This is a genomic window from Streptomyces sp. NPDC089919 (assembly GCF_040684615.1).
Taxonomy (GTDB): Bacteria; Actinomycetota; Actinomycetes; order Streptomycetales; family Streptomycetaceae; genus Streptomyces.
Genome location: NZ_JBFBGK010000057.1, coordinates 19,841 through 42,657, shown reverse-complemented (window position 1 = coordinate 42,657; position 22,817 = coordinate 19,841). Strand labels below are relative to the sequence as shown.

At 72.3% G+C, this 22,817-nt stretch carries 18 protein-coding genes; 17 read left to right on the top strand and 1 reads right to left on the bottom strand.

From position 1 onward, the window contains the following. Positions 1-35 precede the first annotated feature (35 nt). The 14 genes from AB0O40_RS22405 (at position 36) to AB0O40_RS22340 (ending at position 16,326) form a co-directional block, all read left to right on the top strand. Positions 36-2,018 (top strand): penicillin-binding protein 2, encoded by a 1,983-nt coding sequence (locus tag AB0O40_RS22405; protein ID WP_365044384.1) that lies wholly within the window; start codon positions 36-38, stop codon positions 2,016-2,018. 50 nt (positions 2,019-2,068) lie between these two features. After that, a complete protein-coding gene (locus AB0O40_RS22400) occupies positions 2,069-3,763 on the top strand; it encodes a UDP-N-acetylmuramoyl-L-alanyl-D-glutamate--2,6-diaminopimelate ligase (protein ID WP_365044381.1) in 1,695 nt (564 codons plus the stop codon). After that, the gene (gene murF / locus AB0O40_RS22395) at positions 3,760-5,178 is read left to right on the top strand and encodes a UDP-N-acetylmuramoyl-tripeptide--D-alanyl-D-alanine ligase (RefSeq protein ID WP_365044378.1); all 1,419 of its coding nucleotides are present in this window, start codon (positions 3,760-3,762) and stop codon (positions 5,176-5,178) included. The genes AB0O40_RS22400 and murF overlap by 4 nt, the downstream gene beginning before the upstream one ends. Before the next feature lie 6 nt (positions 5,179-5,184). Then, entirely contained in the window at positions 5,185-6,258 is a 1,074-nt protein-coding gene (gene mraY, locus AB0O40_RS22390) for a phospho-N-acetylmuramoyl-pentapeptide-transferase (RefSeq protein ID WP_365044375.1), read from the top strand. Continuing rightward, positions 6,240-7,667: a UDP-N-acetylmuramoyl-L-alanine--D-glutamate ligase gene (murD, locus tag AB0O40_RS22385; protein ID WP_365044372.1), complete on the top strand. Its 1,428-nt coding sequence runs from the start codon at positions 6,240-6,242 to the stop codon at positions 7,665-7,667. The genes mraY and murD overlap by 19 nt, the downstream gene beginning before the upstream one ends. A gap of 116 nt (positions 7,668-7,783) precedes the next feature. After that, positions 7,784-9,091: a putative lipid II flippase FtsW gene (gene ftsW, locus AB0O40_RS22380; protein ID WP_365044411.1), complete on the top strand. Its 1,308-nt coding sequence runs from the start codon at positions 7,784-7,786 to the stop codon at positions 9,089-9,091. A gap of 6 nt (positions 9,092-9,097) precedes the next feature. Beyond that, on the top strand, positions 9,098-10,192 hold the full coding sequence (gene murG / locus AB0O40_RS22375) for an undecaprenyldiphospho-muramoylpentapeptide beta-N-acetylglucosaminyltransferase (RefSeq protein ID WP_365044369.1): 1,095 nt from the start codon (positions 9,098-9,100) through the stop codon (positions 10,190-10,192). 165 nt (positions 10,193-10,357) lie between these two features. Next, on the top strand, positions 10,358-11,044 hold the full coding sequence (locus AB0O40_RS22370; RefSeq protein WP_365044366.1) for an FtsQ-type POTRA domain-containing protein: 687 nt from the start codon (positions 10,358-10,360) through the stop codon (positions 11,042-11,044). A 278-nt stretch (positions 11,045-11,322) separates the two neighbouring features. Then, positions 11,323-12,540, top strand: a complete 1,218-nt coding sequence (gene ftsZ / locus AB0O40_RS22365) for a cell division protein FtsZ (RefSeq protein WP_365044363.1) — start codon at positions 11,323-11,325, stop codon at positions 12,538-12,540. A 14-nt stretch (positions 12,541-12,554) separates the two neighbouring features. After that, positions 12,555-13,286 carry a peptidoglycan editing factor PgeF gene (pgeF, locus tag AB0O40_RS22360; RefSeq protein WP_365044360.1) on the top strand — a complete coding sequence of 244 codons (732 nt, stop codon included), beginning with the start codon at positions 12,555-12,557 and terminating at the stop codon, positions 13,284-13,286. Beyond that, on the top strand, positions 13,283-14,002 hold the full coding sequence (locus AB0O40_RS22355; RefSeq protein ID WP_365044357.1) for a YggS family pyridoxal phosphate-dependent enzyme: 720 nt from the start codon (positions 13,283-13,285) through the stop codon (positions 14,000-14,002). The genes pgeF and AB0O40_RS22355 overlap by 4 nt, the downstream gene beginning before the upstream one ends. Positions 14,003-14,142: 140 nt before the next feature. Beyond that, positions 14,143-14,745 carry a cell division protein SepF gene (sepF, locus tag AB0O40_RS22350; protein ID WP_365044355.1) on the top strand — a complete coding sequence of 201 codons (603 nt, stop codon included), beginning with the start codon at positions 14,143-14,145 and terminating at the stop codon, positions 14,743-14,745. An 80-nt stretch (positions 14,746-14,825) separates the two neighbouring features. Further along, positions 14,826-15,122, top strand: a complete 297-nt coding sequence (locus AB0O40_RS22345; protein ID WP_365044353.1) for a YggT family protein — start codon at positions 14,826-14,828, stop codon at positions 15,120-15,122. Positions 15,123-15,171: 49 nt separating this feature from the next. Then, positions 15,172-16,326 carry a DivIVA domain-containing protein gene (locus AB0O40_RS22340; protein WP_365044350.1) on the top strand — a complete coding sequence of 385 codons (1,155 nt, stop codon included), beginning with the start codon at positions 15,172-15,174 and terminating at the stop codon, positions 16,324-16,326. Between the two features lie 313 nt (positions 16,327-16,639). On the opposite strand, the gene ileS is transcribed toward AB0O40_RS22340, so the two are convergent. Then, entirely contained in the window at positions 16,640-19,795 is a 3,156-nt protein-coding gene (ileS, locus tag AB0O40_RS22335) for an isoleucine--tRNA ligase (RefSeq protein ID WP_365044347.1), read from the bottom strand. Positions 19,796-20,339: 544 nt separating this feature from the next. Here ileS and AB0O40_RS22330 point away from each other — a divergent pair. The 3 genes from AB0O40_RS22330 (at position 20,340) to AB0O40_RS22320 (ending at position 22,816) form a co-directional block, all read left to right on the top strand. Further along, positions 20,340-21,131, top strand: a complete 792-nt coding sequence (locus AB0O40_RS22330) for a TraR/DksA family transcriptional regulator (RefSeq protein WP_365044344.1) — start codon at positions 20,340-20,342, stop codon at positions 21,129-21,131. 99 nt (positions 21,132-21,230) lie between these two features. Then, positions 21,231-21,788, top strand: a complete 558-nt coding sequence (gene lspA / locus AB0O40_RS22325) for a signal peptidase II (RefSeq protein WP_365044341.1) — start codon at positions 21,231-21,233, stop codon at positions 21,786-21,788. Between the two features lie 86 nt (positions 21,789-21,874). After that, positions 21,875-22,816, top strand: a complete 942-nt coding sequence (locus AB0O40_RS22320) for an RluA family pseudouridine synthase (RefSeq protein ID WP_365044338.1) — start codon at positions 21,875-21,877, stop codon at positions 22,814-22,816. Position 22,817: the final 1 nt, after the last annotated feature.

Below are 22,817 nucleotides of genomic sequence, written 5' to 3'. Positions count from 1 at the left end.
GCCGTGCCCGGCCGGCCCGCCCGCGGCGGCGGCCGATGAGCCCCGGCCAGCCGCCCCGCCGGGAGCCGCCGCGCCGCCGGGTGCCGGGCCCGGCCCGGCCCCGGCCCGCCGAGCGCCGCCCGGCCGGCCCCCGCCCCTCCGCCCGCCGGCCCCGGCCGGCCGCCGAGCCGCGGGCCTCGCACACCATCCGGCTGGGCAGTCCCCGGCCCCGGCTCCGGCTGGTCAGCCTCGGCCTGACGCTGGTGATGACCGCCTTCGTCGTCCGGCTGCTCCAGGTCCAGGCCGTGGACGCCGCGGAGTACACCACCGCGGCGGAGAAGAACCGGTACGCCAGCATCGCGCTGGCCGCCGAGCGCGGCCGGATCACCGACCGCACCGGCATCGCCCTGGCCACCAGCGTCGACGCGTACGACATCACCGCCGACCCGTCGATGTTCACCGCGAAGGAGAGCAAGGCCACCGACGCCCCCGAGCAGGCCGCCGCCCTCCTCGCCCCGATCCTCGGCAAGGACGCCAAGCAGCTCGCCGCCCGGCTGCGCACCCCCAAGAGCCGGTACGTCGTCCTGGCCCGCCGCCAGACCCCGCAGGTCTGGAACCAGATCAAGGACCTCAAGAAGGTCTTCGCCGAGCAGGCGGCGGCCGACCAGCGCAAGGGCGGACCCGGCGCCAACGTCCTGGCGGGCCTCTTCCAGGAGCCCAGCAGCAAGCGCGTGTACCCCAACGGCGACCTGGCCGCCGGGATAATCGGATACGTGAACGCCGAGGGCAAGGGCGCCGGCGGCCTCGAGTCCCTGCTCGACGAGGAGCTGGCCGGCAAGCCCGGCGAACTGAAGTACGCCCAGTCCGGCGGCCGCCGGGTGCCCACCGCCGGCTCCCGCGAGAAGCCCGCCGTGCCCGGCTCCGACGTCGAACTGACCATCGACCGCGACATCCAGTGGGCCGCCCAGAACGCCATCTCCGAGCAGGTCCGCAAGTCGGCCGCCGACCGGGGCTACGTCATCGTCCAGGACACCCGTACCGGCGAGGTGCTGGCCATGGCCAACGCCCCCGGCTTCGACCCCAACGACCTCAGCAAGGCCCGCTCCGCCGCCATGGGCAACGCGGCCCTCCAGGACGCCTACGAGCCCGGCTCCACCGCCAAGGTGATGTCCATGGCCGCCGTCCTGGAGGAGAAGAAGGCCGGCCCCACCACCCAGGTCGTCGTCCCCAACCGGCTGCACCGCGGCGACCGGCTCTTCAAGGACGACATCGACCACCCCACCTGGAACCTGACGCTCAACGGCGTGCTGGCCAAGTCCAGCAACATCGGCACCATCCTGGCCGTCGGACAGCTCGGCAAGACCCAGGCGGACGTCAACGAGGTCCTGTACTCCTACCTGACCCGCTTCGGCATCGGCCAGCCCACCGGCCTCGGCTACCCCGGCGAGACCCGCGGCATCCTCGCCCGGCCCTCCCAGTGGTCCACCTCCCAGCAGTACACGATCCCTTTCGGACAAGGCCTCTCGCTCAACGCCATGCAGGCGGCCTCCGTGTACTCGACCATCGCCAACGGCGGCATGCGCATCCGGCCCACCCTGGTCCGCGGCACCAAGGGCCCCGACGGCCGCTTCAACCCGGCGACCGAGCCGGAGAGGACCCGGGTGATCAGCGAGGACACCGCCAAGACCCTGGCGGCCATGCTCGAGTCCGTGGTCGACGACCAGGAGGGCACCGGCACCAAGGCGCGGATCCCCGGATACCGGGTCGGCGGCAAGACCGGCACGGCCAACCGAGTGGATCCGGCCACCGGCCGCTACAAGGGCTACACCGCCTCCTTCGCCGGCTTCGCCCCGGCCGACAAGCCCCGGATCACCGTCTACTGCGCCATCCAGAACCCCACCCGGGGCAGCTACTTCGGCGGCCAGATCTGCGGGCCGATCTACAAGAAGGTCATGGAGTTCGCCCTCAAGACCCTCCAGATCGCCCCCACCGGCACCGCGCCCGCGAGCCTGCCGGTCACCTTCGGACCCGGCCGCTGAGGCCGGTCCGGCCAGCACGGGTACGTGACGAGAAGCGCGAGGCACCACCAGTGACGACCATCACCCAAGGCCCCGGGAACCACGGCACCCCGGGCCCCTCAATTCCCGGCGGGCCCGGTGCGCCCGGTACGCTCACCGCCGTGCCCCACGCTGATCAGCCCAGAACCACCCAGAAAGACGCCCCGGCAGCGCCGCCGGGAGCGCCCCGGCCCGCGCAGTCGCGCCCGACGCCGCTGGGCGGCCTCGCCGCACTGCTGGGCGCGGACGTCCCGGCCGCCGCGACCGGCACCCCGGTCACCGGCATCACCCACGACTCCCGGGCCGTGCGTCCCGGCGACGTGTACGCGGCCCTGCCCGGGGCCAAGCTGCACGGCGCCGACTTCGCCGGCCAGGCCGCCTCGCTGGGTGCCGCCGCCGTCCTGACCGACCCGGCCGGCGCCGAGCGCGCCGCCGCCACCGGGCTGCCGGTGCTCGTGGTCGAGCACCCGCGGGCCCGCATGGGCGAGCTGGCCGCCGAGATCTACGGCCGCCCCGGCACCGGGCTCCTGCAGATCGGCATCACCGGCACCTCCGGCAAGACCACCACCGCGTACCTGGTCGAGGGCGGCCTGCGCGGCGCCGGCCACCGCACCGGCCTGATCGGCACCGTCGAGATGCGGATCGGCGACGAGCGGATCAAGTCCGAGCGCACCACTCCCGAGGCCACCGACCTCCAGGCCCTCTTCGCCGTCATGGCCGAGCGGGGCGTGGACGCGGTCGCCATGGAGGTCTCCAGCCACGCGCTGGTGCTCGGCCGGGTCGACGGCTGCGTCTTCGACGTGGCGGTCTTCAACAACCTGAGCCCGGAGCACATGGAGTTCCACTCCGACATGGAGGACTACTTCCAGGCCAAGGCCCAGCTCTTCACCGAGCGCCGGGCCAGGCTGGGCGTGGTCAACGTCGACGACGAGTACGGCCGCCGGCTGGCCAAGGAGGCCACCGTCCCGGTGGTCACCTTCTCCGCCGAGGGCGACGCCGCCGCCGACTGGCGCGCCGAGGACGTCGTCTCCGGCCCGGTCGGCAGCACCCTGACGATCATCGGCCCGGACGGCGTCCGGGTCCGGGCGACCGCGCCGCTGCCGGGCCCCTTCAACGTCGCCAACACCCTGGCCGCGGTGGTCACCCTGGCCGCCGCCGGGGTGGACCCGCAGACCGCCGCCGACGGCGTGGCCGCCGTCCCGGGCGTGCCCGGCCGGCTGGAGAAGGTCGACGCCGGCCAGCCGTACCTGGCGGTGGTCGACTACGCGCACAAGACCGACGCCGTCGAGTCCGTGCTGCGCGCGCTGCGCAAGGTCACCGAGGGCCGGCTGCACATCGTCCTGGGCTGCGGCGGCGACCGCGACCAGACCAAGCGCGCCCCCATGGGCGCCGCGGCCGCCCGGCTCGCCGACACTGCCGTGCTGACCTCCGACAACCCGCGCTCCGAGGACCCGCTGGCGATCCTCGCCGCCATGTTCGGCGGCGCCGTCTCGGTCCCCGCCGACGAGCGCGGCGAGGTCCTGGTGGACGCCGACCGGGCCGCCGCGATCGCCGCGGCCGTCGCCCGGGCGGAGCCCGGTGACACCGTGCTCGTCGCCGGCAAGGGCCACGAGCAGGGCCAGGACACCGCCGGGGTGGTCCGCCCCTTCGACGACCGTGCGGTGCTCCGCACCGCCATCGAGAACTCCCAGCGCCAGCAGGCCCGACAGGCCGAGGTGAACCAGTGATCGCCCTCTCCCTCGCCGAGATCGCCGACCTCACCGGCGGGCGTGCCCACGACATACCGGATCCGTCGGTACGGGTCTCCGGGGCCGTGGTCGTCGACTCCCGCAAGGTCGAACCCGGCGGTCTGTTCGTCGCGTTCGACGGGGAGCACGTCGACGGACACGACTACGCCGAGCGGGCCGTGGCCGCGGGAGCGGTCGCGGTACTGGCCGCCCGGCCCGTCGGCGTGCCCGCGGTCGTGGTCGACGACGTCGAGGCGGCCCTCGGCGCCCTGGCGCGCGCCGTGGTGGCCCGGCTGGGCACCGACGTGGTCGCGCTGACCGGTTCGGCCGGCAAGACCTCGACCAAGGACCTGATCGCGCAGGTGCTCCAGCACCACGCGCCCACCGTGTGGACCCCCGGCTCGCTCAACAACGAGATCGGCCTGCCCCTCACCGCGCTCCAGGCGACGGAGGAGACCCGGCACCTGGTCCTCGAGATGGGCGCCCGCGGCATCGGTCACATCGCCTACCTCACCGGCCTGACCCCGCCCCGGATCGGCCTGGTGCTCAACGTCGGCACCGCGCACATCGGCGAGTTCGGCGGCCGCGAGCAGATCGCCCAGGCCAAGGGCGAGCTGGTCGAGGCGCTGCCGTCGGCCGCCGAGGGCGGCGTGGCCGTGCTCAACGCCGACGACCCGCTGGTCCGCGCCATGTCCGCGCGCACGAAGGCCCGTACCGTTCTCTTCGGTGAGGCCCCGGACGCCGAAGTGCGGGCGGAGGGCGTGCGGATGACGTCCCAGGGACAGCCCGCCTTCACACTGCACACACCCACCGGGTGCAGCGACGTGACCTTGCGCCTGTACGGTGAGCACCACGTGTCGAACGCGCTCGCCGCGGCCGCCGTCGCCCACGTGCTGGGCATGTCCGTCGACGAGATCGCCCTCGCGCTCTCCGGCGCGGGCACGCTCTCCCGTTGGCGGATGGAGGTCACCGAGCGCGCCGACGGCGTGACGGTCGTCAACGACGCCTACAACGCGAACCCCGAGTCCATGAGGGCTGCGCTGCGCGCGCTCGCCGCCATGGGCGGCGCCGCCCGGGCGCAGGGGGGCCGCACGTGGGCGGTGCTCGGTCCGATGGCCGAGCTCGGTGACGCATCGCTCGCCGAGCACGACGCGGTCGGGCGGCTCGTCGTCCGGCTCAACGTGAGCAAGCTCGTCGCAGTCGGGGGCAGGGAAGCGTCCTGGCTGCAACTGGGCGCATATAACGAGGGTTCGTGGGGTGAGGAGTCGGTGCTCGTGTCCGACGCGCAGGCGGCGGTCGACCTGTTGCGCAGTGAACTGCGCCCGGGAGACGTCGTGCTGGTGAAGGCTTCCAGGTCGATCGGTCTGGAGCGGGTCGCGCAGGCGCTGCTCGACGGCGCCGAGGGCGAGGTCTGACGTCCGATGAGGCAGATCCTGTTCGCCGGTGTCATCGGCATGTTCCTGACCATCATCGGCACGCCGCTGCTCATCAAGCTGCTGGCCCGCAAGGGCTACGGCCAGTTCATCCGGGACGACGGCCCCCGCGGCCACGCCGGGAAGAAGGGCACGCCCACCATGGGCGGCATCTCCTTCATCCTGGCCACCCTGGCGGCGTACGCCCTGACGAAGGTGCTGACCTCCAGCGAGCCCACCTTCTCCGGCCTGCTGGTGCTCTTCCTGATGGCGGGCATGGGCCTGGTCGGCTTCCTCGACGACTACATCAAGATCGTCAAGCAGCGCTCGCTCGGTCTGCGCGCCAAGGCCAAGATGGCCGGCCAGCTGATCGTCGGCATCGCCTTCGCGGTGCTCGCGCTCCAGTTCAAGGACTCCCGCGAACTGGCGCCGGCCTCCACCAAGCTGTCGTTCGTCACGGACTTCGGCTGGTCCATCGGCCCGGTGCTGTTCGTGGTCTGGGCGCTGTTCATGATCCTGGCCATGTCCAACGGCGTGAACCTGACGGACGGCCTCGACGGCCTGGCCACCGGCGCCGCCGTCATGGTCTTCGGCGCCTACACCTTCATCGGCGTCTGGCAGTACCAGGAGTCCTGCGCCAACGCGGCGACCCTGACCAACCCGGCCGCCTGCTTCGAGGTGCGCGACCCGCTGGACCTCGCGATCGTCGCCTCCGCCCTGATGGGCGCCTGCTTCGGCTTCCTGTGGTGGAACACCTCGCCGGCCAAGATCTTCATGGGCGACACCGGCTCGCTGGCCCTCGGCGGCGCCCTGGCCGGCCTGGCCATCTGCTCGCGCACCGAGCTGCTGGTCGCGCTGCTCGGCGGCCTGTTCGTCCTCATCACCATGTCCGTGGTGATCCAGGTCGGCACCTTCCGCCTGACCGGCGGCAAGCGGGTCTTCCGGATGGCCCCGCTCCAGCACCACTTCGAGCTCAAGGGCTGGTCCGAGGTCCTGGTCGTGGTCCGCTTCTGGATCATCCAGGGCATGTGCGTGATCGTGGGCCTGGGCGTCTTCTACGCGGGATGGGCAGCCGACAAGTGACCTCCTGGCAGGGCATGAACATCACCGTGGCCGGTCTCGGCGTGAGCGGCATCAGCGCCGCCCGTGCCCTGGCCGGCCTCGGCGCATCGGTCACCGTCGTCGACGGCGGGGACAGCGAGGCGCACCGTACCCGGGCCGCCGAGGTGGAGTCCCTGGGCGTGCGGGTCCGGCTCGGCGACGCCGAGACCCTTCCCGAGGGCACCGACCTGGTCGTCACCTCGCCCGGCTGGGCGCCCGCCAGCCCCCTCTTCACGGCCGCCGCCGCGGCCGGCGTGGAGGTCATCGGGGACGTGGAGGTGGCCTGGCGGCTGCGCGGCCCCGGAGCGGCCCCCTGGCTCGCGGTCACCGGCACCAACGGCAAGACCACCACCACCCAGATGCTGGCCTCGATCCTGACGGCCGCCGGGCTGCGCACCGTCGCGGTGGGCAACATCGGCACCCCGATCATCGACGTGGTGCTCGGCGCGACGCCGTACGACGTGCTCGCCGTCGAGCTCTCCAGCTACCAGCTGCACTGGGCGCCCGGGGTCCGGGCGCACTCCGCCGCGGTCCTCAACCTCGCCCCCGACCACCTCGACTGGCACGGCTCCATGGAGGCGTACGCCGCCGACAAGGGCCGGATCTACGAGGGCAACACGGTCGCCTGCGTCTACAACGTCGCCGACAAGGCCACCGAGGACCTGGTGGTCGAGGCCGACGTCGAAGAGGGCTGCCGGGCCATCGGCTTCACCCTCGGCGCCCCGGGCCCCTCGATGCTCGGCGTGGTCGACGGCATCCTGGTCGACCGGGCCTTCGTCGAGAACCGCCAGAAGAACGCCCAGGAGCTGGCCGAGGTCGCCGACGTCGACCCGCCCGCGCCGCACAACATCGCCAACGCCCTCGCGGCGGCGGCGCTGGCCCGCGCCTTCGGCGTGCCGCCCAAGGCCGTCCGCGACGGGCTGCGGGCCTTCAAGCCCGACGCGCACCGGATCGCGTACGTGGCCGAGGTCGGCGGGGTGACGTACATCGACGACTCCAAGGCCACCAACACCCATGCCGCGGAGGCCTCGCTGGCGGCCTACGAGCCGGTCGTGTGGATCGCCGGCGGTCTGGCCAAGGGCGCGACCTTCGACGAGACCGTGGCCACCGCCGCCAAGCGGCTGCGCGGGGCCGTGCTGATCGGCGCCGACCGGCACCTGATCCGCGAAGCGCTCGCGCGACACGCGCCCGAGGTCCCGGTGGTCGACCTCGACCGGACCGACACTGGGGCGATGCTTGCTGCGGTCCGGGAAGCGGCCCGGCTCGCGCAGCCCGGCGACACGGTCCTGCTGGCCCCGGCCTGTGCCTCGATGGACATGTTCGTGAACTACGCCAAGCGCGGCGACGCCTTCGCCGACGCCGTGCGCGAACTGGCCGCGGAAAGCGCCTAGCGCGGGGACTGGGGTCCCTCCGGCCGGCCGCTGGTACGAGTGGAGGGGAACGACACATGCAGCGCGTGGCGGTGGGAACCGGGCGGCGGCCCGCGGCACCGAAGCCTCCCCGGCCCCTGGGCCGCAAGCGGTCCGGCGGGCCCTCGGGAGCCCCCGGACGCGGACCCTTCGACCGGATGCGGCGCAACTACCAGCAGTTGCGCCGCACCTGGGACCGCCCGCTGACGGCGTATTACCTGATCTTCGGCAGCGCGCTGCTCATCACCGTCCTCGGACTGGTGATGGTCTACTCCGCCTCGATGATCAAGGCGCTCCAGCTGGGCCTGTCCGCCTCGTACTTCTTCCAGAAGCAGTTCTTCGCCGCCCTGCTGGGCACCGGACTGCTGCTGACCGCCTCCCGGATGCCCGTCAAGCTGCACCGGGCCCTGTGCTACCCGGCGCTGGCCGGAACCGTCTTCCTGATGGTGCTCGTCCAGGTCCCCGGGATAGGGGTCTCGGTCGGCGGGAACCAGAACTGGATCTCGCTGGGCGGCCCCTTCATGCTCCAGCCCAGCGAGTTCGGCAAGCTGGCGCTGATCATGTGGGGCGCCGACCTGCTCGCGCGCAAGGGCGACAAGGGCCTGCTGAGCCAGTGGAAGCACCTGCTGGTCCCGCTGATCCCGGTCGCCTTCCTGCTGCTGGGCCTCATCATGCTCGGCGGGGACATGGGCACCGCCATGATCCTCACCGCGATCCTCTTCGGCCTGCTCTGGCTGGCCGGCGCCCCCACCCGGCTGTTCGTGGGCGTCCTGGCCCTCGCCGGCCTGATCGGCGCCGTGCTCATCAAGACCAGCCCGCACCGGATGGACCGGCTGGCCTGCATCGGTGCCACCGACCCGGGCAGGAACGACCTCTGCTGGCAGGCGGTCCACGGGCTGTACGCCCTGGCCTCGGGCGGCTGGTTCGGTTCGGGGCTCGGGGCCAGTGTGGAAAAATGGGGACAACTGCCCGAAGCCCACACCGACTTCATCTTCGCCATCACCGGGGAGGAACTGGGACTGGCGGGGACGCTGTCGGTCCTCGCCCTGTTCGCGGCTCTAGGCTATGCGGGTATCCGCGTGGCCGGACGCACGGAGGACTCCTTCGTCAGGTATGCCGCGGGTGGCGTGACCACCTGGATCACGGCCCAGGCCGTGATCAACATCGGTGCGGTGCTCGGCCTGCTGCCGATCGCCGGGGTCCCGCTCCCGCTGTTCTCCTACGGGGGGTCGGCCCTGCTGCCGACCATGTTCGCGGTCGGACTGCTCATCGCCTTCGCGCGTGAGGAACCGGCGGCGCGGGCGGCACTGGCGATGCGGCAGCCGAGGTTCGGCTGGAAGCGGGCCGGGCTGAGATGGAAGTCGATGAGACGGCGCGTCAAGAGGCGTCCGTCCGGAGAGCGGTGAATTTCGGTGCATGTCGTACTCGCCGGTGGGGGGACCGCCGGCCACATCGAGCCGGCGCTCGCCCTCGCGGACGCCCTGCGCAGGCAGGACCCGACCGTGGGCATCACGGCCCTGGGCACGGAGCGCGGTCTGGAGACCCGCCTGGTCCCGGAGCGGGGCTACGAGCTGGGGCTGATCCCGGCCGTGCCGCTGCCGCGCAAGCCCACCCCCGAGCTGATCACCGTCCCCGGGCGGCTGCGCGGCACCATCAAGGCGGCCGAGGAGATCCTGACCCGCACCAAGGCCGACTGCGTGGTCGGCTTCGGCGGTTACGTGGCCCTGCCCGGCTACCTCGCGGCCAAGCGCCTCGGGGTGCCGATCATCGTCCACGAGGCCAACGCCCGCCCCGGCCTGGCCAACAAGATCGGCTCCCGGTACGCCGCCGCGGTCGCCGTCTCCACCCCGGACAGCAAGCTGCGCGGCGCCCGCTACGTCGGCATCCCGCTGCGCCGCACCATCGCCACCCTCGACCGGGCCGCGGTCCGTCCCGAGGCCCGGGCCGCCTTCGGCCTGGACCCGAACCTGCCGACCCTGCTGGTCTCCGGCGGCTCGCAGGGCGCCCGCCGGCTCAACGAGGTCGTCCAGCAGATCGCCCCGGCCCTCCAGCGCTCCGGCATCCAGATCCTGCACGCGGTCGGCCCGAAGAACGAACTGCCGCGCGTGGACAACATGCCCGGGATGCCGCCCTATGTCCCGGTACCGTACGTGGACCGGATGGACCTCGCGTACGCCGCGGCGGACATGATGCTCTGCCGCGCGGGCGCGATGACCGTCGCCGAACTCTCCGCCGTCGGGCTCCCGGCCGCCTACGTCCCGCTGCCCATCGGCAACGGCGAACAGCGGCTCAACGCCCAGCCGGTGGTCAAGGCCGGCGGCGGCCTCCTCGTGGACGACGCGGAGCTCACCCCCGAGTGGGTGCAGCAGCAGGTCCTCCCGGTGCTGGCCGATCCGCACCGGCTCTACGAGATGTCCCGCGCCGCCGCCGAGTTCGGCCGCCGGGACGCCGACGAGCTGCTGGTCGGCATGGTGTACGAGGCGATCGCCGCGCACCGGAACCGCTGACGCAGGAGGCGAAGAGGAGTGGCCGGACCCACGACCGCGCGAAGCGGTGGACCGAAGGCGCCGAAGCCCGCGCGGGACGCGAAGCGCCCCAGACCGCCCCGGCCCGCCAAGCCGTCCCGGTCCGGCCCCTCCCCGGCCCCCCGGCCCTGGTTCCGGCGGGGCCCGGTGCTCCTGGGGCTGGCCGCCGCCGTCCTGCTGACCGCGGGCGGCACCTGGGTCCTGTACGGCTCGCCGTGGCTGCGGGTCGAGAAGGTGGGCATCAGCGGCACGCAGGTGCTCACCCCCGAACAGGTGCGCACGGCCGCGGCCGTGCCGCTGGGCGCGCCCCTCGTGTCCGTGGACACGGGGGAGATCGCCTTGCGGCTGCGCGGCCAACTGCCCCGGATCGACACGGTGGAGGTGGTCCGCGCCTGGCCGCACGGGATCGGCCTCAAGGTGACGGAGCGCAAACCCGTCCTCCTCATCGCAAAGGGCGCCGACTTCCAGGAAGTGGACGCATCGGGCGTCCGGTTCGCCACCGTGCGGGAGGCGCCCGGGGGCGTGCCGGTGCTGGAGCTGGCCGCCGGGCGCTCGCCCAGCCTGCGCCGGTTCGACGAGGAGCGGCTGCTGCACGAGGCGGTGGGCATCGCCGGCGACCTGCCGTCCGCGGTGGCCCGGCAGACCCGGATCGTCCGGGTCCGCTCGTACGACTCGGTGGTACTGGAGTTGGCCAAGGGGCGCACCGTGGTGTGGGGGAGCTCGGAACAGGGCGCTTCCAAGGGGCGTGCGCTGGCGGCGCTGATGAAAGCCGCCCCGGGCGCCCGGCACTTCGATGTGAGCGCCCCCACCGCCCCTGCGGCGTCCGGGAGTTGACGCCGGGTCGAACAGGGAAGCACCCTGGTTGGCCAGAGATATGGGTGATCACATAGGGTGAAAAGAAAAACGGGAGGTTCGGCGTGTTCGTTGAACACGCGCTACTTGTCGACTTAGTGTCCTGTTCGGAAGAGTCCAAGGAACAGACACACTACTAACCCTAAACTTCAGGGTTAGGGTTCGGGTCGGCGCGTTCGGACCGTCCCATTTCGGCATCAGTCGTCGCACCGCAGGCCCGCGAGGCGGCGACACGTAACTCGAGGCGAGAGGCCTTCGACGTGGCAGCACCGCAGAACTACCTCGCAGTCATCAAGGTCATCGGTGTCGGCGGCGGTGGTGTCAATGCCATCAACCGAATGATCGAGGTCGGTCTCAAGGGCGTCGAGTTCATCGCCATCAACACCGACGCACAGGCGCTGTTGATGAGCGACGCCGACGTCAAGCTCGACGTCGGCCGCGAACTCACCCGGGGCCTCGGCGCCGGCGCCAACCCGGCCGTCGGCCGCAAGGCGGCAGAGGACCACCGCGAGGAGATCGAGGAGGTCCTCAAGGGGGCCGACATGGTCTTCGTCACCGCCGGTGAGGGCGGCGGCACCGGCACCGGCGGCGCACCCGTCGTCGCCAACATCGCGCGCTCGCTGGGCGCCCTGACGATCGGTGTGGTCACCCGCCCGTTCACCTTCGAGGGCCGGCGCCGCGCGAACCAGGCGGAGGACGGCATCGCCGAGCTCCGCGAAGAGGTCGACACCCTCATCGTCATCCCCAACGACCGGCTGCTGTCCATCTCGGACCGCCAGGTCAGCGTGCTGGACGCCTTCAAGTCGGCGGACCAGGTGCTGCTGAGCGGCGTCCAGGGCATCACCGACCTGATCACCACCCCGGGTCTGATCAACCTCGACTTCGCCGACGTCAAGTCCGTGATGTCCGAGGCCGGCTCGGCCCTGATGGGCATCGGCTCCGCCCGCGGCGACGACCGCGCGGTGGCCGCCGCCGAGATGGCGATCTCCTCGCCGCTGCTCGAGGCGTCCATCGACGGCGCCCGGGGCGTGCTGCTCTCCATCTCCGGCGGTTCCGACCTCGGTCTCTTCGAGATCAACGAGGCCGCCCAGCTGGTCAGCGAGGCCGCCCACCCCGAGGCGAACATCATCTTCGGCGCGGTCATCGACGACGCCCTCGGCGACGAGGTCCGGGTCACGGTCATCGCGGCCGGCTTCGACGGGGGCCAGCCCCCGGCCCGCCGGGACAACGTCATCGGCGCCGCCTCCAGCAAGCGCGAGGAGCCGGCCGCCCCGGTCCGCGCCGCCGAGCCGGTCCGCCCGGCCTTCGGCGGACTGGGTTCCGTCACCCCGCGCGAGGAGGCCCCGGCCCCGGTCGAGGCCGCCCCGGTCGCCGAGGTGCCGGTCGCCCCGGCCACCACCGCCCCCCAGGTCCCGACGGCCCGCCCCTACCAGGACAGCCCCGCCGAGGAGCTGGACGTCCCCGACTTCCTGAAGTAAGCGGACGCCTCGAAGTGATAAGCGAGCAGTACCACGCGAGCGGCGCCCACTTCGCCTTCACCGACCGGTGGGGCGGGGTGAGCGCCGTTCCGTACGAAGAGCTCAACCTCGGCGGTGCGGTCGGCGACGACCCGGCCGCGGTCCGGGCCAACCGGGCCCTGGCCGCCGGAGCGCTCGGACTGGCCCCGGACCGGGTGGTCTGGATGAACCAGGTGCACGGCCGGGACGTGGCCGTGGTCGAGGAACCCTGGGGGGACGCGCCGGTTCCGGCGGTGGACGCGGTGGTCACCGCCCGCGGCGGACTCGCCCTCGCAGTGCTCACCGCCGACTGCACCCCCGTCCTGCTGGCCGACCCGGTCGCCGGGGTGGTCGCGGCCGCCCACGCCGGGCGGCCCGGACTGGTCGCCGGCGTGGTGCCGGCCGCGGTGGCGGCCATGACCGCCCTCGGCGCGGACCCGGCCCGGATCACCGCCCGCACCGGCCCCGCGGTCTGCGGACGGTGCTACGAAGTGCCCGAGCAGATGCGGGCGGACGTGGCGGCCGTGGTCCCCGAGGCCCACGCCGAGACGAGCTGGGGCACCCCGGCCGTGGACGTGGTCGCCGGAGTGCACGCGCAACTGGCCGCCCTGGGTGTACGAGACCTCGACCGGTCACCGGTCTGCACTCTCGAATCACCCGACCACTTCTCGTACCGCCGCGACCGGACCACCGGCCGGCTCGCCGGATATGTCTGGTTGGACCGATGAGCGATCGCAGGGCAGAACTCGCCGCGAACCTCGCACGGGTGGAGGAGCGCATCTCCTCCGCCTGTGCGGCCGCGGGGCGCAAGCGGGAAGAGGTGACCCTCATCGTGGTCACCAAGACGTACCCGGCGAGCGACGTACGGCTGCTGGCGGAGCTGGGTGTCCGTCATGTGGCGGAGAACCGCGACCAGGACGCCGCGCCGAAGGCCGCGGCCTGCGCGGACCTGCCCCTCACCTGGCACTTCGTGGGCCAGTTGCAGACGAACAAAGTCCGTTCGGTGGCGGGTTACGCACAGGTCGTGCAGTCGGTGGACCGGCCCAAGCTCGTCAGCGCCCTGTCGGCGGCCGCGCAGAAGGCGGACCGCGAACTCGGCTGCCTCGTCCAGGTCGCGCTCGACGCCGAGGCTGGCGGGCGCGGCGAGCGCGGCGGGGCCGCCCCGGACGCGGTGCCGGAGTTGGCGGAGCTGCTGGCCGGGGCGCCCGGACTGAGGTTCGACGGCCTGATGACCGTCGCTCCACTGGCCGGTCCGTACGCCGGGCGCGAACAGGCCGCGTTCGCGCGGTTGGTGGAATTGTCATCCCGCCTGCGCGTGGACCATCCGGCTGCCACGATGGTCTCGGCCGGGATGAGCGGGGACCTCGAGGAGGCCGTGACGGCGGGGGCGACACACGTGCGCGTCGGCACCGCGGTACTCGGAAGCCGACCCCCGCTCGGGTAACGTCGCGAAGAAAGTCGGACCACAGCAGAAAATATGGTCATCCCCGCAGATCAGCGGACAGGCCACGTGGATCGCGGGCGGTTGGTACGCAGTGCCCGTCGGTGAAGGGGCGATCCACCACAGAGCGGAGGACTCACAGAATGGCCGGCGCGATGCGCAAGATGGCGGTCTACCTCGGCCTCGTGGAGGACGACGGGTACGACGGCCCCGGGTTCGATCCCGATGACGAGTTCGAGCCCGAACCCGAACCGGAGCGACGGCGCCACGAGCCCGTGCACCAACCCCCGAACCGGGAGGAACCGGTGCGAGCCGTACAGCCTCCCGCGCCGCGCGAACCCGTCTCGGTTCCGGTCGAAAGCGGACGTCCCGCGCGAATCGCCCCCGTGGCATCCATCACACCCGACCGCCCGAACATGGAGAAGAACGCACCGGTGATCATGCCCAAGGTCGTGTCCGAGCGGGAGCCCTACCGCATCACGACGCTGCACCCCAGGACGTACAACGAGGCCCGTACCATCGGGGAACACTTCCGCGAGGGCACCCCGGTGATCATGAACCTGACCGAGATGGACGACACGGACGCGAAGCGCCTCGTGGACTTCGCGGCAGGTCTGGTGTTCGGTCTGCACGGCAGCATTGAACGCGTGACACAGAAGGTGTTCCTGCTGTCGCCTGCTAACGTCGATGTCACGGCGGAGGACAAGGCCCGCATCGCAGAGGGCGGGTTCTTCAACCAAAGCTAGACCGATTGAGTAGCACGACACCGGGAACGGGGCCCGGCCGCTCGGCCGGACAGTGAGAGCAGGGGAGAGGGAAGCGCGACATGGGCGTGGCACTGCAGGTGATCTACATCGCGCTGATGTGCTTCCTCATCGTGCTCATCTTCCGGTTGGTCATGGACTACGTCTTCCAGTTCGCCCGCTCATGGGAACCTGGCAAGGCGATGGTGGTCGTCCTGGAGGCCACCTACACTGTCACCGATCCACCACTCAAGCTTCTGCGGCGGTTCATCCCGCCGCTGCGTCTCGGGGGCGTGGCACTCGACCTGTCCTTCTTCGTGCTGATGATCATCGTTTACATCCTGATCAGCATCGTGAGCAACGCTGCGAGAAGCGTGTGAACGACTCGGTCTTGCCGACTGCCGACGACTACGTAGAGGTGAAGAAGAGATGCCGCTGACCCCTGAGGACGTGCGGAACAAGCAGTTCACGACCGTCCGCCTGCGAGAAGGCTATGACGAGGACGAGGTCGATGCCTTCCTCGACGAGGTCGAAGGCGAACTGACGCGCCTGCTTCGCGAGAACGAGGACCTGCGCGCCAAGCTGGCCGCCGCGACCCGTGCCGCCGCGCAGAACCAGCAGCAGCAGAACATGCGCAAGCCGGAGCCCCAGGACCAGCGCGGCCCGGGCGCCCCCGTGCCGGCGGCCATATCCGGCCCGCCGGTCCAGCAGGGTCCGCCGCAGATGGGTCCGCCCCAGCTGCCGGGCGGCGCGCCGCAGCTCCCGCCGGGCCCCGGCGGCCAGGGTCCGATGCAGCAGGGCCCCGGTCCGATGCAGCAGGGCCAGATGCAGCAGGGCCAGATGCCGCAGGGCCCCATGGGCGGCCCGATGCAGCCCCACACCATGGGTGGCCAGAACCCGATGGGCCAGCCGATGGGCCAGCCGCCCATGGGCCAGCCCCCGATGGGTCAGCCCCCGATGGGCCACCAGCCGCCGCAGCTGCCGCAGCCCGGCCAGGGCCCCGGCGGCGACAGCGCCGCCCGCGTGCTCTCGCTGGCCCAGCAGACCGCCGACCAGGCGATCGCGGAGGCCCGCTCCGAGGCCAACAAGATCGTCGGCGAGGCCCGGTCGCGCGCCGAGGGCCTGGAGCGGGACGCCCGCGCCAAGGCCGACGCGCTGGAGCGGGACGCGCAGGAGAAGCACCGCGTCGCGATGGGCTCCCTCGAGTCCGCGCGCGCCACGCTGGAGCGCAAGGTCGAGGACCTGCGGGGCTTCGAGCGCGAGTACCGCACGCGCCTGAAGTCCTACCTGGAGTCGCAGCTGCGCCAGCTGGAGACCCAGGCCGACGACTCGCTCGCGCCGCCGCGCACCCCGGCCACCGCCTCGCTGCCGCCGTCGCCGGCGCCGTCGATGGCTCCGGCCGGTGCGATGGGGCACGGCATGGGCGCTCCGGCGCCGATGGCTCCGCCGTCCTACGGCAGCCAGCAGCAGATGTCCCCGGCGATGACCCAGCCGATGGCTCCGGTGCGGCCGGCTGCGCCGCAGCCGATGCAGCAGGCGCCGTCGCCCATGCGGGGCTTCCTGATCGACGAGGACGACAACTGACCTAACGGTCAGCGAGCAGTACACGGGCCGGGCCCGGTCCCTTCGGGGGACCGGGCCCGGCCCGTTTCCGTGCGCGGGCCGTCCTCGCGGGGGCTCCGCCCCCACACCCCCGCGCCTCAATCGCCGGCGGGGCTGGAATTCGCTGCGCGAATCCAGCCCGCGCGGCGTTTGAGCGCACCGGCGCGGAGCGTCGGTACGGGGTCCGGGGCTTGCCCCGGTTTCGGGAAGGGGCGGGGAGGGGATCGCTCCGCGCAGCGGAAACGACGGCGGCCCGGCACCCCCCGTGGGGATGCCGGGCCACCAGAGGCCGGGCTTACGCCTTGCGGAGGCGGAAGGTGAGGCCGAGGGGTTCGTCCGAGAACGGGTCACCGTACGAGTCGTCGGCCGGACCGGCCGCGAAGTCCGTGGCCAGGACCTCGTCCGCGATCAGCGCCGCATGGTCCGTGAGGGCCGTCGTCACCTCGCCGTCCGACGAGGACCACCGCAGCGCGATCCGGTCCGCCACGTCCAGCCCGGAGTTCTTGCGGGCCTCCTGGATCAGCCGGATGGCGTCCCGGGCCAGGCCCGCCAGCCGCAGCTCCGGGGTGATCTCCAGGTCCAGGGCGACCGTCGCGCCCGAGTCCGAGGCGACGGACCAGCCCTCGCGCGGGGTCTCGGTGACGATGACCTCCTCGGGGGAGAGCTCCACGCTCTCGCCGTTCACCTCGACCGTGGCCGTGCCCGACCGCAGCGCCAGCGACAGCGCCGCCGCGTCCGCCGCGGCGACCGCCTTGGCGACGTCCTGCACGCCCTTGCCGAAGCGCTTGCCCAGCGCCCGGAAGTTCGCCTTGGCGGTGGTGTCCACCAGCGACCCGCCGACCTCGGAGAGGGAGGCCAGCGAGGAGACGTTCAGCTCCTCGGTGATCTGCGCCCGCAGGTCGGCCGACAGCGCGTCGAAGCCCGTGACGCCGATCAGGGCGCGGGACAGCGGCTGGCGGGTCTTGACCCCCGACTCGGCGCGCGTGGCGCGGCCCAGCTCGACCAGCCGGCGGACCAGCACCATCTGCTGGGACAGCGCCGGGTCCACCAGCGCCGCGTCCGCCACCGGCCACGAGGACAGGTGCACCGACTCCGGCGCGTCCGGGGTGACCGGGACGACCATGTCCTGCCAGACCCGCTCGGTGATGAAGGGGGTCAGCGGCGCCATCAGGCGGGTGACGGTCTCCACGACCTCGTGCAGGGTGCGCAGGGCCGCGGCGTCGCCCTGCCAGAACCGGCGGCGCGAGCGGCGCACGTACCAGTTCGACAGGTCGTCGACGAAGGCGGACAGCAGCTTGCCGGCCCGCTGGGTGTCGTAGGCCTCCATGGCCTCGGTGACGTCCCCGACCAGGGCGTTCAGCTCGGAGAGCAGCCAGCGGTCCAGGACCGTGCGGTCGGCGGGCGCCGGGTCCGCGGCCGAGGGCGCCCAGCCGGAGGTCCGGGCGTACAGGGCCTGGAAGGCCACCGTGTTCCAGTACGTCAGGAGGGTCTTGCGGACCACCTCCTGGATCGTGCCGTGGCCGACCCGGCGGGCCGCCCACGGGGAGCCGCCGGCCGCCATGAACCAGCGCACCGCGTCGGCGCCGTGCTGGTCCATGAGCGGGATCGGCTGGAGGATGTTGCCCAGGTGCTTGGACATCTTGCGGCCGTCCTCGGCGAGGATGTGGCCCAGGCAGACCACGTTCTCGTACGAGGACTTGTCGAAGACCAGGGTGCCGACCGCCATCAGCGTGTAGAACCAGCCGCGGGTCTGGTCGATCGCCTCCGAGATGAACTGCGCCGGGTAGCGCTTCTCGAAGACGTCCTTGTTCTTGTACGGGTAGCCCCACTGGGCGAACGGCATCGAGCCCGAGTCGTACCAGGCGTCGATGACCTCCGGGACGCGCACCGCCTCGAGGGAGCAGCCGTCCTCGGTGCAGGTGAAGGTCACGTCGTCGATGTACGGGCGGTGCGGGTCCAGCCCGCTGTGGTCCGCGCCGGACAGCTCCGAGAGCTCCGCGCGGGAGCCGACGCAGGTGAGGTGGCCCTCCTCGCAGCGCCAGATCGGCAGCGGGGTGCCCCAGTAGCGGTTGCGGGAGAGCGCCCAGTCGATGTTGTTGTTCAGCCAGTCGCCGAAGCGGCCCTGCTTGACCGACTCGGGGAACCAGTTGGTGCGCTCGTTCTCCCGCAGCATCGCGTCCTTGACGGCGGTGGTGCGGATGTACCAGGACGGCTGCGCGTAGTAGAGCAGCGCGGTGTGGCAGCGCCAGCAGTGCGGGTAGCTGTGCTCGTAGGCGATGTGCTTGAAGAGCAGGCCGCGGGCGTCGAGGTCGGCGGTGAGCTTCTCGTCGGCCTTCTTGAAGAAGACGCCGCCGACCAGCGGGACCTCCTCCTCGAAGGTGCCGTCGGGGCGGACCGGGTTGACCACGGGCAGGCCGTAGGCGCGGCAGACCGCGAGGTCGTCGGCGCCGAAGGCGGGGGACTGGTGGACCAGACCCGTGCCGTCCTCGGTGGTGACGTACTCGGCGTTGACGACGTAGTGCGCCGGCTCCGGGAACTCGACGAGCTCGAAGGGGCGCTGGTACGTCCAGCGCTCCATGTCCTTGCCGGTGAAGGACTCGCCGGTGGCGGTCCAGCCCTCGCCGAGCGCCTTCTCCAGCAGCGGCTGGGCGACGACCAGCTTCTCGGTGCCGTCGGTGGCCACGACGTACGTGACGTCCGGGTGGGCGGCGACCGCGGTGTTGGACACCAGGGTCCAGGGGGTGGTCGTCCAGACCAGCAGGGCTGCCTCGCCCGCGAGCGGGCCGGAGGTCAGCGGGAAGCGGACGAAGACCGAGGGGTCGACGACGGTCTCGTAACCCTGGGCCAGCTCGTGGTCGGAGAGGCCGGTGCCGCAGCGCGGGCACCAGGGGGCGACCCGGTGGTCCTGGACCAGCAGGCCCTTCTTGAAGATCTCCTTCAGCGACCACCAGACGGACTCGACGTACTCCGGGTCCATGGTCCGGTAGGCGTCGTCCATGTCGACCCAGTAGCCCATCCGCGTGGTGAGCTCCGCGAAGGCGTCGGTGTGGCGGGTCACGGACTCGCGGCACTTGGCGTTGAACTCGGCGATGCCGTACGCCTCGATGTCCTGCTTGCCGTTGAAGCCGAGCTCCTTCTCGACGGCGAGCTCGACGGGCAGGCCGTGGCAGTCCCAGCCGGCCTTGCGGGCCACGTGGTAGCCGCGCATGGTCCGGAAGCGGGGGAAGACGTCCTTGAAGACGCGGGCCTCGATGTGGTGGGCGCCGGGCATGCCGTTGGCGGTCGGGGGGCCTTCGTAGAAGACCCACTCCGGGCGGCCCTCGGACTGCTCCAGGGTCTTCGCGAAGGTCTTGTTGTCCTGCCAGAGCTCCAGGACGGCGTGCTCCAGCGCAGGCAGGTCGACCTGGGCGGGCACCGGGCGGTACTGCGGCTGGTTCGGCTGCGTAGTCATCGGGTGTGTGTCTTCCTCCGGCGGGTCGGGCTCCGTCCGGAGGGACGAGAGCGCGCTGCTCCCGCGGTACCACCCTCCTTGGCCGCCGGACGGGTCCGGTGGCCCCCTCATTAGGGGTGCGAGCCGGTTCTACTCGCCCTCGGTCGCCCGTGGCTTTCTTCCGGCGGCTCCGGGGTGATCCTTCACATCGCGCTCGCCCCCGGGCTCGCACCGTCCCCGGGTCGCTCCTGGCTGCGTACGACGCTACTCGTCCCCATCCATGCCTTTCGCTGGGCCCAGTGTACGGTCCGCGGCGCCGCTCGGCAGACCGATTACGGGGCGCCCGGCGCGGGGGCTGACCGCGCCGGCGGATGCCCCGAACGGCCGGACGCGCCGGGGTCGCCACGGAAGGGGCCCGTGGGGCGGATTACCGGCCGCTGAGCCGGGCACAACGGATGCAGGCCGGCCCCGGCGGACGCGCGCCCCGTTGCCGCGGGGTTGGAGTCGATTTATCGTCCCAGCACGATGCGCGCGCAAGATCACACTGTGTGAAGGGGCCGCGGCCATGGTGGCGAAGAAGACCGCCGCGAAGAAGACGGCGTCCGCGAAGACGGCGTCGGCGAAGAAGTCGTCCGCGACCTCTTCCGCCGGCGGGAAGTCCACGGCCGCGGGGGCTGCGGCCGCCGGGCCGAAGAAGAGCACGGCCGCCGCGAAGAAGGGCACGGCCAAGGCCGCCGCGAAGAAGAGCGCGACCAGGACGGGCGCCGCACCGGCGGCCGCGAAGCAGGCCCAGGCCGCACCGGCCGCGGCCCAGGGGGCGGCGCAGGCCGCGCAGGAGACGGGAGCCGGGACAGTGGTCGCCAAGAAGAGCAGCGGTACGGGCAGGGCCTCGACGGCCAGGAAGACCGCGGTGGCGGCCACCAGCGGCCTGCCCAAGAACCGCGGGACCGCCGCGGCCGCCGGGGAGCTGGCCGTCCGCCCGGGCGAGGACCCCTGGACCCCGGACGAGGTCGCCGACGCCCGGGCCGAGCTGGAGAGCGAGGTGCTGCGCCTGCAGGCCGAGCTCCAGCACTCCGAGGAGGCCATCACGGGCCTGATGCGGGACTCGGGCGAGGGGGCCGGCGACGACCAGGCCGACACCGGCGCCAAGAACATCACCCGCGAGCACGAGCTCTCCCTGGCCTCGAACGCCCGCGAGATGCTGGAGCAGAGCGAGCACGCCCTGGAGCGGCTCCACGAGGGCACGTACGGCCTCTGCGAGAACTGCGGGCAGCCGATCGGCAAGGCCCGCATGCAGGCCTTCCCCCGGGCCACCCTCTGCGTGGAGTGCAAGCAGAAGGAGGAGCGGCGACACTGACCTGGCCGCCGGTGCCGGAGGCCGTGTGACGTACTCTCGTGTACGGGTCGGGCACCCCCTGGCAGGGCCCCCGACGGGACCTACATGCGAGGGAATCACGTGGCAGAGGCGGAGGGCGTCATCGGTACGCCAGATGTTGGGGAAGCCGAGCCGGAGGCCGCCCAGCCCAGGGGGCGGCGCCGGATCGCCGCGCTGCTCGCGGTCGCCCTGTTCGTGTACCTGCTCGATCTGGGCAGCAAGATGCTCGTGGTCGCCAGGCTGGAGCACCACGCCCCCATCGAGATCATCGGCGACCTGCTGAAGTTCGAGGCGGTGCGCAACCCGGGCGCCGCCTTCGGCTTCGGCGAGGCCTTCACGATCATCTTCACGCTGATCGCGGCCACCGTGATCGTGGTGATCGTGCGGATCTCCCGGAAGCTCTACAGCCTGCCCTGGGCCATCGCGCTGGGCGGCCTGCTGGGCGGGGCGCTGGGCAACCTCACCGACCGGATCTTCCGGGCCCCGGGCGTCTTCCGCGGCGCGGTGGTGGACTTCATCGCCCCGGCCCACTTCGCCGTCTTCAACCTCGCGGACTCGGCGATCGTCTGCGGCGGCATCCTGATCGTCCTGCTCTCCTTCCGGGGCCTGGACCCGGACGGCACGGTCCACAAGGACTGAACGGGGGCGGTCGCGCGGCGGCCGTCCCGACCCGGGGGATCATGCTCGGGTCGGGCTGGGGTGGTGGCGTCCGGCATACTCGACGGGTGAGTACGATTCCCGAGATCCGCACCCTGCCCGTCCCCGATGGCCTCGAAGGCGAGCGCGTGGACGCCGCGATCGCCCGTATGTTCGGATTCTCCCGGACCAAGGCGGCCGAGCTGGCCGCGGCGGGCAAGGTCTCGGTGGACGGCAGCGTCGTCGGGAAGTCCGAGCGGGTGCACGGCGGCGCCTGGCTCGAGGTCGAGATGCCCGCGCCGCCCCGCCCGGTCGAGATCGTGGCCGAGCCGGTCGAGGGCATGGAGATCGTCCACGACGACGACGACATCGTCGTGATCATGAAGCCCGTCGGGGTCGCCGCCCACCCGAGCCCGGGCTGGACCGGCACCACCGTCATCGGCGGCCTGGCCGCCGCCGGCTACCGGATCTCCACCTCCGGCGCGGCCGAGCGCCAGGGCATCGTGCACCGCCTCGACGTCGGCACCTCCGGCCTGATGGTCGTGGCCAAGTCCGAGCGCGCGTACACCTCGCTCAAGCACCAGTTCCGCGAGCGGATCGTCGACAAGCGCTACCACACCCTGGTCCAGGGCCACCCGGACCCGATGAGCGGCACCATCGACGCCCCGATCGGCCGGCACCCCAACGCCGACTACAAGTGGGCCGTCGTCCAGGACGGCAAGCCCTCGGTCACGCACTACGACCTGATCGAGGCCTTCCGCGCCGCCTCGCTGCTCGACATCAAGCTGGAGACCGGCCGCACGCACCAGATCCGCGTGCACATGTCCGCGCACCGGCACCCCTGCGTCGGCGACCTCACCTACGGCGCCGACCCGACCCTCGCCAAGCGGCTGGGCCTGACCCGGCAGTGGCTGCACGCCATGCGGCTGGGCTTCGAGCACCCGGCCGACGGCCAGTGGGTCGAGTTCCAGAGCGACTACCCGGCCGACCTCCGGCACGCGCTCGACGTGATCCGGGCGGAGAGCGAGTGAG